A 17,470-nucleotide genomic window follows, 5' to 3' on the forward strand; every position below is an offset into this window, starting at 1 on the left:
TGTTTTGTTTTCATAGTTTCAACATGTTAGTTTACAACAATTTACTTCATTGCAGCGGGTGCATCAAGTACCACGACTGCTCACCTGTAGCGGAACCTCCTTTTACATATAGACTTGCTGCCATAGCGGCCCGATAAATTTGTGCTGAACATTTGTAATTCTGTTAAACTCTATATCTTTATCCAAACTAACGAATCTTTATTTCCGTTGCGGCTGATTACAGGAAATTAAGTCTGTTTTAATAATAACAATTATGATGAACAAAGAAAGAGTATATGCGCTCGTTTTTGCAAGTGTCTATCCGTTGTATATAAAAAAAGCAATGGCAAAGGGACGCACAAAGGAAGAGGTAGATGCCATTATTTTTTGGCTGACAGGATATGATAATCAAACATTACAACAACAAATCGAAAGGAAGAGTGATTTTGAAACCTTTTTTGCACAAGCACCACAAATAAATCCAAATGTTTCAAAAATTACAGGTGTTATTTGCGGCTATCGTGTAGAAGAAATTGAAGATAAACTCATGCAAAAGATTCGTTATTTAGATAAACTGATTGATGAATTGGCAAAAGGGAAGGCAATGGAGAAAATTTTAAGAAAGTAGAGAGAATGGGCTGCAGGCAACATCCGTTTGGCAATAGGATAGTTGAACGAAAGTACAATCAACAACTTATAGCGTGCGTTTGGTATAGCCTCCTTTTAAGTTTATTCTTTGATAAACATTTTTCAAGGAATCGTTAAGCGCATTATTTGATTTATTAAGTGATTTATCAACATATTCAAGTGTACTGAAGTTATTAAATTTCAAATACCCAACATTTGTAATTCTGTTTTCCGCGTCTTCGAAAATGCTGCTGATAATTCTTTATCCAATCTCTCTTTCTTCCTTTATAAAGGCAACGCTTACCTGGTTTGGCCATGTTGTGGAAAATAACAAATTATAGCAATACCGTTTTATTTATTAGACTAATTTGTACATATGAAGTAGTGTACTCCTGTTTTGACAATAAAATTTCAGTAATCATTTAAAAAGAACTATCTTAGAATTGCTTTATTAGTCTGTCTAAACCTGGAAATAGAAGCTCTATAAATACCTTTGGTGTAGATCTGTTAATCAGGTAATTTCCTGAACATGGCTATTTTCTAACGTATGGACTTGCCACTATCAGAGCTTTGCTTCCCTTTCTCCATTGACCATTACGCACGGATATTATTACTACAGCAGAGCCCTACCAACAATAACAAGCGCATTGGTTTAATCTCTTAAGTCAAGTCTATGAAAAAAGTAACGGTTTGCTTTCATTGATATCCTTTTTCTCCTGCAGAGGTATGGATCCGGCAATTTTCAAAGAATGGATGTGATAATTATTTATTACGGTCAGAATAAAATAGACAGTGTTCTGTCAGAATAGCTATTTCTACAAAAACAGCCACCAAACTGCTAACGGCTTTAAGTAAACCCTATCACAAACAATTAAACTCTATTCCTATGAAAAAGTTATGTTTATCCCTGCTTTTTTATGTTTGTATCTTCAAGATTAGCGGTCAACCAGGCAGCCTTGACTCCTCTTTTGGTAATAATGGTATTCAAACGACTTCTTTTTTTCACAACCTCAACATTTATGATGAAGAAGGGCGTGTAGTACTGACAAGTGCTAACGGAGATTTCTTTGCTGTAATAGGACTTAGTGCTTACACGGCAATTGCCAAATATTTACCTAATGGAAGGCTGGATTCTTCCTATGGCAATGCAGGCTACTCCAAAGCTGTGATACTGAGTAATCCCAGTGCTGTTCTCCGGGGAGATAAGGTCATACTGGCTGGATATACAATTGGTCTTGAAACATACACCAGAGACTTTACCCTTGTCCGCTATACCGCTGATGGAATATTGGATTCATCCTTTGGAGTGGATGGAAGAGTTATAACTGATTTTAATAACTCTGAGGATGAGGCAACTTCCATAGCGCTGCAGGGAGACAGGATTATTGTAGGGGGATATACTACCAGTGATTTTGAATTCGGTGACTTCGACTTTGCCCTTGCCCGTTATACTGCCAATGGAATACTGGACTCTTCCTTTGGAGCGAATGGAATACTAACCACTGATTTTAATAACTCTAACGATGAAGCAAGATCAATAGCAATTCAGGGGAACAAAATCATAGCTGCCGGATCAAATAATGGAGATTTTGCGCTTGCCCGTTATACTGCCAATGGCGTTTTAGATTCTGCCTTTGGCGTGAATGGAATAATAACTGCTGATTTTAATAACTCTGAGGATGAGGCGAATGCAATAGCGGTGCAGGGAAACAGGATTATAGTGGCCGGATATACTTATAATCCTAATAGTAGTAATGACTTTGCCCTTGCCCGCTACACGGCTGATGGTGTTTTAGATGCTTCCTTTGGAGAAAATGGAAAAGCAACAACAGACTTTAATAACTCTTCAGATGATCATGCCAAGGCCGTAGTGCTGCAGGGAGATAAGATTATAGTAACTGGATATACTGGTGATCCTGGTACAAACACCAGTACCTTTGCCCTTATCCGATATATGGATGATGGTGCATTAGATCTTTCCTTTGGAAAGAAAGGAAAAGTAACAACTAATTTCAATAATCAGGATTATGCAAATGCAATAGCGCTACAGGGAGATAAGATTATAGTAGGCGGATCTACTACTAACCTTAAACCCTATTTTACTGACCTTGCACTTGCCCGTTATACGGCGAATGGTGCTTTAGATGCTTCCTTCGGACAGGATGGAAAACTTACAGATTATATTCCTTTAGGCCAAACTTATTTCACAAGTACCGCTATTCAGGGGAGTAAAATTGTAGCAGCTGGATATGCGTTCATTAACAACGATAAAACTGATTTTGTGCTTGCCCGCTACACGGCGGATGGTGTTTTAGATGCTTCTTTTGGAGAGAATGGGAAAGTGATAACAGACTTTAGTGGTTATGCTTTTGCAACTTCAGTAGCTGTTCAGGGAAACAAAATCATAGTGGGTGGATATGCTTTTAACCCTGTCAATCGTAACGAAGATTTTGCGCTTGCCCGATATACTGATGATGGTACATTAGATTCCTCCTTTGGTGTGAATGGAATAATAACCACTGATTTTAATAACTCTGGGGATGTTGCAAATGCAATAGTGCTGCAGGGAGATAAGATTATTTTGGCAGGAAATATTACTAACCCTGATTACACTAACGACTTTGCAATTGCCCGCTACACGGCCGATGGTGTTTTGGATTTTACTTTTGGAGAGCATGGCAAAGTAACTACTGATTTTCATAACCACTCTTATGATATTGCAAATTCAATAACCCTCCAGGGAGACAAAATCTTAGTAGGTGGCACTACTTATTACTATGATGAAAGTACCAATTTTTTTGCCCTTGCCCGCTATACGGCAAATGGGGTTTTAGATGCTTCCTTTGGCGTGAATGGAAAGGTAACAACTAATTTTAATAACTCTTATGGAGGTGTAAATTCAATAGCTACTCAGGGAAATAAGATTATTATAGGTGGATTCAGCGGCGATGACTTTGCCCTTGCCCGCTATACGGCGGATGGTACCCTGGACTCTTCTTTTGGAGGGAAAGGAATCGTAACAACTGATTTTAATAACGCTCAGGATTTAGCTTATTCGATGGTTGTTGAGGGAGATAAGATCATACTCGCCGGATTCAGTAACAATAACTTTGCGCTTGCCCGCTACAAAACAGATGGTGTTCTGGATGCCTCCTTTGGAGAAAATGGGAAAGTAGTAACCCCCTTAGGAGGCTCCGCTTTTATACAAGCGTTTGCCGTGCACCAAAACAGGTTATATGCAGTGGGAAGATTTACCTTCCAGGTAAATGATATCTATGGCATAGTAGCTGCTTACCAACTGGAAGTTCCAGAACCTACCATCAGCATTGCTGATGTGGCGGTACAGGAATCTAAAAGGCTGGCCATTGTAACAGTTCGTCTGTCTGCACTTGTTAACCAGATTGTACGGGTACATTATACTACCCGGGATAAAACGGCTGCACATTCTGAGGATTACCTCTCTGTTAATGGTCCGCTATTGTTTATTCCTCACTTCAATACTACAGCTAAGGTCATCATCCCCATTGTAGATGATAATAAAGAGGAAGGTGATGAGCAGTTTGAAATCGTATTAACGAAACCTTGGAATGCAACTATACAAGACAGTATAGGCGTAGTCACTATCATTGACGATGACAATGCACTCGTAACAAAGCAAAATACTTCCCTTTACATCAATGTTAGTCCTAATCCTGCTAAAAACGCCTTCACTATTCAGCTACAAAGTAGTAATCTCAAGCAGTCAGTCAGTATATTAGTCTATGATGTGAGTGGCAGACTAATAGAAGAAAAAACCAACATCAGGATAGGACAAAGCTTTCGCTTGGGAGAGCAGTATAAAGCAGGCACCTACATCATGGAAGCTGTACAAGGCAATCAAAGAACACAGACCAAAGTAATTAAAACCTATCAGTAAGCCAGTCGCCAAACAGCTATTAATAACTCCTATCATAAACAGTTAAATCTTCCTCTTATGAACAAGGTATGTTTACTGCTGCTTTTTTACTTTTATATGCTCAGGGCCGTTGGTCAGGCAGGCACTCTTGACTCTTCTTTCGGGAATAATGGCATACAAGCTGAGGCTGTTTTTACCAACCTCAACCTTTTAAATGAGCAAGGGCGTGAGGTGTTAACGAGTACTAATGGAGACATTTTTCTTGTGATACAGGTGGAGATACAGAATGATAAGTTTACAAGAATTGTTAAGTACCTACCTGATGGAAGACCAGATCCTTCCTATGGTAATGCAGGCTATTCCAACGCTGTGAACCTGAATGTTACCAGCGCTGCTATGCTGGGAGGAAAGATCGAAGTGGCTGGATACGTTTATAATCTTAATTCTGGTAATTTCGATTATGATATTGCCCTTGCCCGCTTTACTGCCAATGGTAAGTTGGATTCTGCTTTTGGAGAGAATGGTAGAGTAACAACAGATTTTAATGGTTACGCTGATGTTGCAAATTCTGTAACGCTACAGGCAGACAAAATCATAGTGGCCGGATCCAGTAATAACGACTTTGCGCTTGCCCGCTATACAACGGATGGCATTTTAGATTCCACCTTTGGAGTGAATGGTAAAGTAACAACTGATTTTTATTCTTATGAAGATTATGCGAATGCAATAGCACTGCAGGGAAACAAGATCATAGTGGCTGGATATAGTCGTAATACCATTGATTTCTCTTTTGACTTTGCACTTGCCCGGTACACCGCCGATGGTATGGCGGACTCTTCGTTTAGAGAGAATGGTAGAGTAACAGCTAACTTTAAAGAAAATGCTTCTGAGTATGCAAATGCAATAATGCTGCAGGGAGATAAGATTGTAGTGGCCGGAAATACTGATAATGCAAGTGCAAACGATAATGACTTTGCACTTGCCCGTTATACTGCCGATGGTATTTTAGATTCCGTTTTTGGAGAAAATGGAATGGTAACAACTGATTTTAATAGCCTGGATGATGTTGCCTATTCAATAGCTCTTCAGGAAAATAAGGTTGTAGTGGGAGGCGCTAATGGTAATTTTATTCTTGCACGCTATACCATTGATGGCATGTTGGATGCTTCCTTCGGAAAGAATGGAAAAGTAACAACCGGTTTTAATAGCCCTTTTGATGGGGCTAATTCAATTGCCCTTCAGGGTAATAAGATCATAGCGGGTGGATTTACTACTAGTAGTAATTATGACTTTGCCCTTGCCCGTTATGCTGTTGATGGTGTTTTGGATGCTTCTTTTGGAGAGAATGGGAAGCTTACAGGGTATATTGCTTCAACCAAAACTTATTTCACGGCTACTGCTATTCAGGCAAGCAAAATTGTAGCAGCCGGGTACGCAATCAACGCTTATAATAACACTGATTTTGTACTTGCCCGCTATACCCTTGATGGAACTTTAGACTCTTCTTTTGGAGAGAACGGAAGCATAACAACTGATTTTGATAGCTCAGATGAAGAGGCATATTCATTAGTTTTTCAGGAAGATAAGATTATAGTGGTTGGATATAATTATAATGCTAATGCAGGTGATTTTAACTTTGCCCTTGTACGCTATACCAAAGATGGTAAGTTGGATTCTGCCTTTGGAGTGAATGGAAAAGTAACAACTGATTTTTCTTATGGTGATTTTGCAAACTCAGTAGCGCTGCAGGGAGACAAGATCATAGTAGCTGGATATACTTATAATTCCAGTGCAGATGCTTCTGAATTTACTGTTGCCCGCTATAATACTGATGGTGCTTTGGATTCCACCTTTGGACAGAATGGAAAAGTAACAGCTGATTTCATTAATATCTCACGTGCTATAAGAAACTCAGTAGTGCTGCAAGGCGACAAGATTATAGTGGCTGGATATACTTTTAATCCCAAAACATACGATAATAACAACGACTTTGCCCTTATTCGCTATACTGCTGATGGCACTCCGGATTCTTCGTTCGGAGAGAATGGTAGAGTAATAACCGATTTTAATAGCTTATACGATGATGATTTTGCAAATTCAATAACGCTGCAGAGAGACAAGATCATAGTGGCAGGATATACTGTCATTTATGAAGATGAAGGCTATACCACTTCTACTATTGACTTTGCTCTTGCCCGCTATACAGCTAATGGGGTTTTAGATACTTCCTTTGGTGTGAATGGAAGGGTAACAACAGATTTCGACAATACTAAGGATGGTGCAAATTCAGTAGCGCTGCAGGGAGACAAGATCATATCGGGTGGATATACTTTTAATCCTAATGCAAATACTAACGACTTTGCCCTTGTTCGCTATACGGCTGATGGTGCTTTGGATTCCTCCTTTGGCGTGAACGGAAAAATAATAACGCCCTTAGGAGGCTCCGCTTCTGTACAAGCAATTGCCGTGCACCAAAACAGGTTATATGCAGCAGGAAGTCTTACCCTGCTTACAGGTGAGACCTATGGCGTAATAGCTGCTTACCAACTGGAAGCTCCAGAACCTACCATCAGCATTGCCGATGTAGTAGTATCGGAATCTAAAAAGCTGGCTGTTGTAACAGTTCGTCTGTCTGCACCTGTTAACCATATTGTACGGGTACATTTTACCACCCGGGATAAAACGGCTACAGGTAATCAGGATTATATTTCCGTTAATGGTCCTTTATTCTTTATTCCCGGTCTTAACAGAACAGCTAAGGTATTTATCCCTCTTATTGATGACAACCAGCATGAAGGTAATGAAGAGTTCGAGATCGTCTTTACCAATGCTCTGCATGCCACCATTGAGGACAGCATAGGCATAGTCACTATTCTCGATAATGATAATATATTGATAACCAAACAAAGCACTTCCCTTCACATCATTACAAGTTCAAACCCTTCAGCAGATGGATTTACCCTTCAGTTATTGGGTAACAATCTCAAGCAGCCCGTAAGTATATGGGTATATGATGTGAGCGGCAGATTAGTAGAAGAAAGAAAGAAATTATTTATAGGGCAAAGCCTCCGTTTAGGTAATCAATACAATCCTGGCACCTACATCATTGAAGCAGTACAGGGCAGCCAAAGGGCGCTCACTAAAGTAATTAAAACCGGAAAGTAAAAACTGTGGTAAAAGGCTATAAAATAGGTTATAACAATACACGTTAATGCATTAACACAAACCGGTACAAACAAATAATTTCCCGGAGTTTACATCAGATGATTTGCAGCGATACCACAGCAATGAATGGTTTTTAATCATAAACGGTTTTATTGCTTAAGTTCAATGAGGAAACCAGAAAGTAATTAAGTTTTTTGTATAAAAGTTATATATGAAGTGAGTTTATTCTATTCATACTTCCTGTAAGCATCAAACCTTGCAAGCCGGTCCTCACCTAATTTGTAATCGTCAGGACTTCTTCTCACAAAATGAATCAGATTAGTTGCAAGCATCTTACAAAAGTATGTTAGGAAAAGGTGTCAGATTATTTAAATTACAATTGAGTGTCAGGTCAGATGTTGTCTTGGTTATTACACCTAATTGCTGCGGAACAGGTGCATCCGTCCTTTTTCTTTATCGCATAGCTGTTCCCACAAGCCGGCTCTTGCATATGCCTGATGCATTTTTTGCCAGGGTGTACGCATTGGTTTAATCTTTGGCCGGGGTGATTTTATTTTCATTAATCAAAAACTCTGAATTCTTCTTTAATTATTCTATTCATCTGCCTTTACATCTACTTTGCTCAGCCATTGCACGCAATCAGGTTATCAAAGAGTAAGATTTCCTATGATGCTCTTATTTTGCAAGCTTGTTACTTAATTCATTCAACATGGCTTTTCCTTTTGCAATATCATCCTTCAGCTTGTTTTCATTAAAAGTTTTTTCGTTGTTGAATGTTTGCAGATGTTCATCGAATGCCTGCATCATTTTCTTTACTGCCTCATCATTTGATGTCCGCGCCAGTCTTCTGATAATTTTAATTTTTTCAAAATCAACAATACCTTCTCTTAATTTTTCAAAACGTATACAACTATTGCCACCGGGATAAACAAGATAACAATCACCTGCTGCCCATGAGCCATACCGCGCATCGCGCATCGGATCTTCAGGCCACGCATCGTAAGCCCAGCGCAAGAAACCACTGTAGCCATGTGCAGCAGCATACCAGCTTTGCCACCTGCCTTCTATAGGTGGCGAAAACAAAAAGTTATTTGGCTTTGCAGGATTACAACATACATAATATGTTGTGGTTTGCCCTCTGGCAGCTCTTGCTTTTACTTCTTCGACCGATGCTTCATTACCGTACAGAAAGCAATAGTCAGTGAGTAAAGTATCCAATTCCTTATGCCAATTACCGGCATACGTTAATTTCCAGTCTTTTGAATGTGCTTTGACCACTTTGATTGCTGATAGCGTTTGCTCCATAGCATTCTCATTGATGCCGATATATGTTTTGCTGAACCAGCCTTTCTTCTCCAGATGTGTTCGAAAATCAGTAAGAAAGGCATTCCAGTTGGTTTTAAAAGTGTCTGAGGTAGGCAGCCATCGCTCATACGCATAATTGCCTGTGGCTTCATCCATATAACGGAACCTTTCACCCCAGGGAAGCGGTGTGTAAAGAGTAATAGCCTTATCAATACCCAGGCTCATGGCAAGCTCCACATACTGGTCAAAAATGTTGTAATCAAATTTCCATGAACCGTCTTTACGTTTTATCCATTCTATCATTCCACCCTCAATGGCGTATTCATTATCGCCCCACGGAGAATGAACACCATAAGTTGTAATATATGTGCCGCCGGCATCGGCATACAATTGCATATGTTTCTTAAGCAAAGCCTTATGCTCATTTCCCCAGGGTTTTACGTGGTAATAGTTTGCAATTACCCAGGGATTCTGCCAGAGGTCCAGCCGGTAATCCCAGTCATGAGGTTTAGGTAATAATTGATTTTGCACGTTAATAGTTACTTTCAGAGTTGCATGTTCACTTTTCGTATTTATTTCAACCGCTCCGGTATAGCTTCCCGGCTGCGCATTTGAAGGAATGTTTATAGAAAGCCAAACCGGCCTCGTTGTTCTGCCAGGTACATCAAATCTGTCAAAATCTTCAAATCTGTCCGGCATAAGAAAGCCATTTTTGTAAGGCGTCGGGCTGCAATCAGGTTCGTTAGAGCCATAAGGGAAATTGGCAAGTACGTAACACACTTTCTTCAACCAGATGTTGTCTTTGTTTATGACTTGTCCATTTGCATTTTTAAGATCACTTACCGTAAACCTGACCTGCTCTAGCGTATCCGGAGACCACACTACAATCTGGGTATTTAATCTTTCACCTTTCCAGCCTGTTGACTCCCACGTAGTATTGTCATTTGTATGCGGAACTTCTTTTCTGAAATACAGTTCATCCTCCGAACCAAATGCTACATGCATTCCGCGCTTCTCCTTAATCCATGCGTTTGGATCAACCGCAACATCAATATCATATTCAGGAACATAATGTGCGGGTGCAATGGTTGGTAATAATGTAGAATCAATCTGCCCTTTAAAAGGCTGTGAAAAAGTGATGTAAGACAACAAAAAATTTATAATTAAGAAGGCAATTTTTTTTATCATAAACCATTATTTAACGATAAATCGAAAATTATAGTTAGAGGCAATCTAAAAATAAGTAATTGAGACTAAAGAAAAAGGATACAAAATAAAAAAGGAGTTTGAATGGCAGGTAAAGAAGGTAAGTAAAACTTCAGGTAATACAATCTTTATACATACTGTCAGGCGCCCGCCGGGAGGAGATAGGAATAATTATTGAGCCTGAGCGACGCAAGCGCAAGATGAGTTTGCAGATAGTTGTAAGTGGTATTATCTACCTGCTGAACAATATAAGTATAGAAGAGCGGCCATACGATTCGGGGGTGTGAAGCAGATAGTGGAAAGAACACCGGCTTGGCTGAGTAACATTAGACGACTCAGTAAAGATTATGAAAAGTCTGTGGTCATGTCCAAAGCCTTGATCCTGATGAGCTCCATTGTTATAACGCTCAATAAATTATGTACTTAATTTTAGATTACCGCTTAAAAACTTTGCTAAGTTGGCTTCTATCTGTTGAGCGGGTAAACTATTTTTGGGCAAACTAAATGCAATGATGTTCAACAAAGTGTTGCCCCTGTTTAGCATTTTACTTCTAGGCTTTGTAAGTGCGCCCCTAAGGAGCATATCGCAGCAGGTACAGATCCGGAACAATGTAAATGAGAAGTTAGTTGAATTCGGCAACAACAGAATGCAATTGACGCTCGACTATCATAACAAAGCAACTATTGCTTCTCTCTTTGTAAATGGCAGGGAAGTGTTAGCGGGTGATCAAGGTGTTTATTCTTTATTAAACACCAGGGAGGGAACATACTCCAGTCTGCAATTACTGTCTCAACCGATAGTTCATACGGGTCAATATACAATTACTCTTTCCAATATCCAATACGGATTGGCGTCACATCCCATAACGGAAACCTGGAAGTTTACCGTACTGGCTGATTCGGTTCAGTTTACGATTACCAGGAAGCTGCCGGTATCGCTGGTTGCAGAAAAAACAGGCTTGCCGGTCTTTGTTTTTAAAGACACCGCTACCTGGGATGGTGCCTATACCGACTATGGTGGTCTTGCCTGGTTTTACCTTTTTAATAAAAAAAGAGACACCTATGGCGTGCATACCCATGCTTCACAATTCTGGAACAGCAAAACAGGCGATGGGCTGAATATTGCAGTACATGCACCGGGCAATGGCGTAGCAACCGATTATAGCAGAACAGCCGATGACCATATAGCCTGCACGATTGCAGTAGCACCCGGCGAATGGCGCTACCGCTTTGATTCGGGAACCTACCGGCGCCGCTATGTACGCGATACCACCGATGTATGGGCGCCTGTAACACTACCGGCGGGCACTACTACAGCAACAGTAACCCTTTCTTATTTTGATTATAAACAAGCTTCGGATCGCGGACAATTTGCAGGTATCAACGGCAATGAAGTGACATCTGTGTTAAACACCATTGCGAGAATTGGTGTTATAGACAAGCAACATTTTGGCGGTAATAGCTGGCATACACCTTATGGCCCTATTTGCCTGCACGAACAATATATTGCGCAACTCGGGCTTGGCATCAACGACCCTAATTATCTGAAAGGTTATCGGGAATGTCTTAACTTTTACCGGGATAATGCCATTGCAAAGGATGGAAGAGTATGGCCAAGATGGGCATATACCAATGAAGATGCAATGCCGGGTAAATTTACCGATAAAGGATTTTATGAAGCGCAGTGGGGCTACCTGCTGGATGCCAATCCCGACTATGTAAGCAATGTGGCAGACCTGTATAATATGAACGGTGATCTTGCCTGGGTAAAAACACAACAGCCTGCTTGCGAAAAAGCATTGGACTGGATATTAAGGAGAGATAGTAACGGCAATAACCTGGTGGAGATGATGACAGACAGCACGGGCCAAAAACGTGGCAGCGACTGGATTGATATCATCTGGGCGTCGTATGAGAATGCTTTTGTAAACGCCAAACTGTATCATGCGCTGGTACTGTGGGCAAATATTGAGCAGCAACTGGGCAATAGAACAAAAGCAGCCTATTACAGCAGTTTTGCAGCAAAGCTGAAAGAGCGCTTCAATAAGCCAACAACAAACGGCGGGTTTTGGGACGAAGCGAAAAAATGTTATGTGCACTGGCGCGATAAGGATGGCTCCATTCACGGTAACAACATGGTAACACCGGTCAATTTTATGGCGATCGCTTACGGTATTTGCGATGACAGCACAAGAACGAAAACGATACTGGACGATATAGAAACACAGATGGAAAAAGAACAGCTTTTCTTTTGGCCACTCTGTATGTACAGTTATGCAAAGGGAGAGGGCAATGACTGGCAATTTCCTTTTCCTGATTATGAAAATGGTGATATTTTTTTGTCGTGGGGCTCGGTGGCAGTGAAAGCATACGCCTCTTACAAACCCGAACTGGCGTTGAAGTATGTACAAAATGTGTTGAACCAATATGCAAAAGACGGTCTTGCCTTTCAGCGGTATGGTCGTGTAAAACAAGATGGTTTAGGTGATGATATACTATCCGGTAACAGTCTTTCCATTGTTGGTTTGTACCAGGCTATTTATGGCATCAACCCATTATATAACCGTTTTTATCTGGAGCCGCATATAACGGATGCGCTCAATGGCACACAACTAAAATACAACTATCGCAACCGGAAGTTATTAATTGACCTTCATCAAAACAACTATGGGGTTTCGGATGATCAGTTTACCATCCGGTGCAATACGAATTTTGGTTTTTATCATACAGGTGATACGCTGTTGTATTTTAATAAGCATGATGATACCGCTTCTTTACAAGTATCAACAGGTACGGAACAAAAAGTAGCATTGGATATGCAATCATGGACTGCAAATGAAATGCAGTGGAAGCAAGCTGTTGCAAGCCCTGCTGCTACTACAATCAATTACTCGGTTAATCAACTTGAACGGGGTAAATGGTATATTATTTTCATTAATGATCGATTGCTGAAAAAAGTGCAAAGCAATAGCAAAGGCAGTATTGCATTTAGTGCTGATGCTAACGTTAATCCTGTAATGATTGCGGTACGGAGGGAATGAAATAGATGGTGAATTAAATAACCTTACGTTCCTTAGGGTGTTAACATACTGTATTTTGATGTAAGAAAGCACATCTGAAATGTGCTGCTTTATTAGATGAATTTAAATAAAGCAATTTGCTTTCTTAGTATGATAATCTTACATTATAATGAATGATTCATAAGAATCATTTTTATCTTCAACTTCAAAGTGCGCTATCGCTAACACTTTGAAGAACGTGAAAACTTCGCTGAGTTGGAAGAATAATGCCTCCGCTAAACTTATTTTTAATCACCCGTTCGGGTGATAGCACAGTAATCAAATGATGTGTACCTTTAATAAGGTAGCCTGATTGCATACATTAAATATGAAAACAGTAATAATACTTTCTTTTCTATGCTGCACCATGCTGTTTTCATTAACAAGCTACCCTCAATGGTTTGATTCTGTAAAACACGCTGCAGCTACACAGAAAATCGATACCAACAAAGTGCAAACGCTTATCCACTTATGTGAAGCTTATGCTTTCTCGTATCCTGACACTGCATTTTTTTATGGGCAGCAGGCTTATGCACTTTCCGAAAAGCTGGATTATGATAATGGAAGGCTATTCTCAATCATTAACATCAATGCTGCATTATATGCGATGGGCAACTATACATTAGAATTGGATTACGCTTTTAAATTGCTTCCACTGGCAAAAAGAATGAACAATATTTATGCAACAGGTTTTTCTAATGGTGCAGTTGGTGATAGCTACGCGAATCTTGGTGAATACAGTACAGCGATGAAATATTATAGAGAAGTGCTTAAAATAGGCATTAGGGAAAAGCTTCCTGAACTGCATCGTATGTACAGCATGTTAGCTCCCGTGTTTATAGGGATGCAGCAATATGATTCCGCGTTATTTTATGCAAAAAAAGGGTATGCGCTGTTTAAAACAAGTCCCTGTTTTACTTCAAATGATTGGGACACTAAATGGTCAGAAAGTGCTGTGTATACGGAACTGGGTAATGCGTTTGCAGGCAAAGGTATATATGATTCGGCGCTGTTTTATTACCGCAGGAGTATTCCGGTGAGTGAGTATATCGGGATGACGATCAACAAGATAGATGCCTTCAACGGAATGGCGTCCATATTTAGGCAAGTGCACAAGTTTGACTCTGCAAAATGGTATGCACAAAAAGTCCTTATTGAAAAAGGACCAATTCATCCGGCAGGCAAACAAAAAGCAGCCTCCCTTTTAGCTGACATTTATGAGCTGCAGCATAATGCCGATAGCGCGTTAAAGTATTTGCACCTTGCCATTCAATTAAAAGACAGTTTGTACAACCACGAAAAGATGATGGCATTTCAAAATGTGCTTTTGAAACAAAATGAAAAAGAACATGCTGTAGAAGTAGCAACAAGTGCGTTACAAAACCGCTACCGTTTATACTTTGTAATATCGGGATTGATAATAGCATTTACCATAACAGCTATTTTCATAAGAAATAAAAGGCAAAAGCAATTGCAAAACATACGTAATAGCATTGCGCATGATCTGCATGATGATATTGGGTCCACACTAAGCAGCATAAGCATTATGAGTGAACTGGCGAAAGCAAAATCGCCGGATGCCTTGCCGCTGTTGAATTCCATTGGAGAAAGCACTGCCGTAATACAGGAAAATATGAGTGACATTGTGTGGACAGTGAACCCACAAAACGACCAGCTTGAAAATGTAATAAACCGTATGAACTTGTTTGCTTCAGAAATATTGGATGTAAAAAATATAGAACTCCAGTTCACAAGCGATGAAACACTTGCTGCATCAAGATTAACCATGAAACAACGGAAGAACTTATACCTCTTCTTTAAAGAAGCTATTAATAATGTAACAAAATACTCCGAAGCATCAAAGGTTATAGTAAGTATTTCCAGGCAAGACCATCACATCAATATGTGTATCAAAGATGACGGAAAGGGTTTTGATGCTTTAAATGTTGTAAATGGGAACGGGATGAATACCATGCGTAAACGTGCAGAAGAATTGAATGGATATTTCAACATTAGCTCCGAAATAAATGCCGGAACTTCAGTACAGCTAAAATTTAAAATCACCTGAACAGGTGAGGTAATACGTGACATAAAAACTATTTCTTTACAAGTAAATGGAAATTAAAGTAGCCATATTTGAAGACAATAAATTGTTGCGGGAAAGCCTGCAACAGCTGGTAAATAGTGTTGAAGATATGGTATGCAACGGTGCTTTTGCAGATGCCAATAAACTGGAGCGTAATATTCAATCCGCAAATCCTGATGTGGTGATGATGGATATTGACATGCCGGGCGTCTCAGGCATTGAAGCGGTGCAAATCATCAAAGAAAAGTTTCCGCATATACATATTCTCATGCAAACTGTGTTTGAAGAGAATGATAAAATATTTGCTGCTATTTGTGCAGGTGCATCCGGCTACATGCTCAAGAAAACAGCACCGCAAAAAATGATAGAAGCTATTCGCGAAACACATTTTGGCGGTGCACCAATGACGGCTTCTGTTGCAATAAAAGTATTGCAGATGGTTAGGCAGCAATCGCCTACTTCTACTCATGAATTTATAGATCTTTCAGAACGCGAAAATGAAATTTTAGCCCTGCTTGTAAAAGCTAAGTCTTATAAAGCCATTGCATCCACTTGTTTTGTCTCTATAGATACAGTAAAAACACACGTGCGGCACATCTATGAAAAGCTGCATGTGCATTCTAAAAGCGAGGCTGTTGCAAAAGCCATCCATCAAAAGCTTGTATAGATATTTGTTCAGCCTTTTTGATGATCATTTATGTAATTAGCTTTGATACTGCTACCATATTTTGTTGTGGCACTCACTTATACGTTCTAATCGTTAAGCAACAAATCAACCAATAAAATCACCCCTTCTCGCGATTGACTTAAGCCTCTTCATCCCGATACCTTCATATAAATTAGTGAATGATGAAAAATGCCGGCAGATATGCAATTGCAAGTGGTATAATTGGCATTGTAGCATACGCCTTTTTAATTGTTTATCTTTCGATACGCAACCAGGATGCACAAAATGGTTTAGTTCCGGTAAGGATTCATGATTTCTGTGTTATACTTCAATTTCTTTTTTTAATTCCGCTTGTAGTTGTCCTTTTTAAACTTATTAAACAGCACTCGCCCAACACTTCACAGGCATTGCTTTATGTAGGCATCGTTTCTATTTGTTTTACAGTACTGTTCTTATTGCTCAATTTTCCAAAAATTCTTGCCGACGTGTTGTATATGTTCCCGCAAGGTGTTTTTGGTGCATGGATGATAATAGCCTGTTTTCGCACGGGAAGTTTGATTCCTCAATGGCTTAGATGGTTCGGAATAATCGTTGGTGTTGGTCTGGTGCTTGTTGGCACATTTCCGATGGGCTACGCCATCTTTGTTGACAATATAATTCTTCATATACCAGCAGTATCAGACGAAGTAGTAGCAAAAATACCTACTGATACGCCGGCGAATGTCTTCCTGCATCAACTCATTTGGATTGGAACTATAATGGGCGTCTTAACGCTTCCAATCTGGACCATATTGATTGGTGCAAGATTGCTTCGAACGAAAACATTCTTATTCAGCACCGCTCATTAAAAATCATAACAATGAAACAAGTATATTTTTTATTAATAGTAATAATTATTGCAACTACATCTTTTGCGCAAAACACAGAAGATACAACGGATCATCGCTTTCATGATGATCTTCTTGACCATCTTGTTGGTAAATGGAATGTTACCTCAATTGCACATGGAAGCCCTTTTACATCGGTCATTGATGCAAGCTGGATTTTAAATCATCAGTATTTAGTTATTCATCTTAAAAGCAATGAAGTAATTCCGTGGTGGCATGTGCAGATGGAATATTATGAATATATCGGTTACAATCATTATCAAAAAAGATATACCGTTCACGGAATGAGTATAGAAGGTGATGAGGATCTTTCTGAAGGCTTTAGTTACGGCTATCGCAATGGTAATGACTTCAAAACCGTTGCAAAATTTGGTGCTGATGCCAATATCGTTCAACATTTTATCTGGCATCCGGAAACCAATTCATGGAATATTCAGTCAAGACAGGAAATCAACGGCAAAGAAGGAGATATATTTCTCGATATGAAACTCACCGCAGAAGAATCAAAGGCAACTAAGGACTAAACATTTTTTTCACCAATAAATATTCAACCATGCAATTACAATTTCAAACACTCAGAACAATTTGCCTTTT

At 39.6% G+C, this 17,470-nt stretch carries 9 protein-coding genes; 8 read left to right on the forward strand and 1 reads right to left on the reverse strand.

The genetic code is table 11. The features are described 5' to 3' along the window. Positions 1 to 253: 253 nt before the first annotated feature. The 3 genes from FC093_RS19950 (at position 254) to FC093_RS19960 (ending at position 7,666) form a co-directional block, all read left to right on the forward strand. Positions 254 to 607 (forward strand): DUF2200 domain-containing protein, encoded by a 354-nt coding sequence (locus FC093_RS19950; protein WP_240743380.1) that lies wholly within the window; start codon positions 254 to 256, stop codon positions 605 to 607. An 885-nt stretch (positions 608 to 1,492) separates the two neighbouring features. Continuing rightward, positions 1,493 to 4,522 carry a Calx-beta domain-containing protein gene (locus FC093_RS19955; RefSeq protein WP_137263581.1) on the forward strand — a complete coding sequence of 1,010 codons (3,030 nt, stop codon included), beginning with the start codon at positions 1,493 to 1,495 and terminating at the stop codon, positions 4,520 to 4,522. Positions 4,523 to 4,579: 57 nt separating this feature from the next. After that, complete coding sequence (locus FC093_RS19960) at positions 4,580 to 7,666, forward strand: Calx-beta domain-containing protein (RefSeq protein ID WP_137263582.1); 3,087 nt, start codon at positions 4,580 to 4,582, stop codon at positions 7,664 to 7,666. A gap of 675 nt (positions 7,667 to 8,341) precedes the next feature. Here the strand turns inward: FC093_RS19960 and FC093_RS19965 are convergent. Next, entirely contained in the window at positions 8,342 to 10,159 is a 1,818-nt protein-coding gene (locus FC093_RS19965; RefSeq protein WP_137263583.1) for a DUF4091 domain-containing protein, read from the reverse strand. A gap of 527 nt (positions 10,160 to 10,686) precedes the next feature. Here FC093_RS19965 and FC093_RS19970 point away from each other — a divergent pair. From FC093_RS19970 to FC093_RS19990, 5 genes are all read left to right on the forward strand, one after another. Continuing rightward, positions 10,687 to 13,218 carry an alpha-L-rhamnosidase-related protein gene (locus tag FC093_RS19970; protein ID WP_137263584.1) on the forward strand — a complete coding sequence of 844 codons (2,532 nt, stop codon included), beginning with the start codon at positions 10,687 to 10,689 and terminating at the stop codon, positions 13,216 to 13,218. A gap of 346 nt (positions 13,219 to 13,564) precedes the next feature. Further along, positions 13,565 to 15,304 (forward strand): tetratricopeptide repeat-containing sensor histidine kinase, encoded by a 1,740-nt coding sequence (locus tag FC093_RS19975; RefSeq protein ID WP_137263585.1) that lies wholly within the window; start codon positions 13,565 to 13,567, stop codon positions 15,302 to 15,304. A gap of 46 nt (positions 15,305 to 15,350) precedes the next feature. Continuing rightward, positions 15,351 to 15,989, forward strand: a complete 639-nt coding sequence (locus FC093_RS19980; protein ID WP_137263586.1) for a response regulator — start codon at positions 15,351 to 15,353, stop codon at positions 15,987 to 15,989. A 179-nt stretch (positions 15,990 to 16,168) separates the two neighbouring features. Next, the gene (locus FC093_RS19985) at positions 16,169 to 16,837 is read left to right on the forward strand and encodes a hypothetical protein (protein WP_137263587.1); all 669 of its coding nucleotides are present in this window, start codon (positions 16,169 to 16,171) and stop codon (positions 16,835 to 16,837) included. 11 nt (positions 16,838 to 16,848) lie between these two features. Then, a complete protein-coding gene (locus tag FC093_RS19990; RefSeq protein WP_137263588.1) occupies positions 16,849 to 17,400 on the forward strand; it encodes a hypothetical protein in 552 nt (183 codons plus the stop codon). Positions 17,401 to 17,470: the final 70 nt, after the last annotated feature.

It is taken from the genome of Ilyomonas limi (genome assembly GCF_005233845.1).
GTDB classification, from domain to species: domain Bacteria; phylum Bacteroidota; class Bacteroidia; order Chitinophagales; family Chitinophagaceae; genus Ilyomonas; species Ilyomonas limi.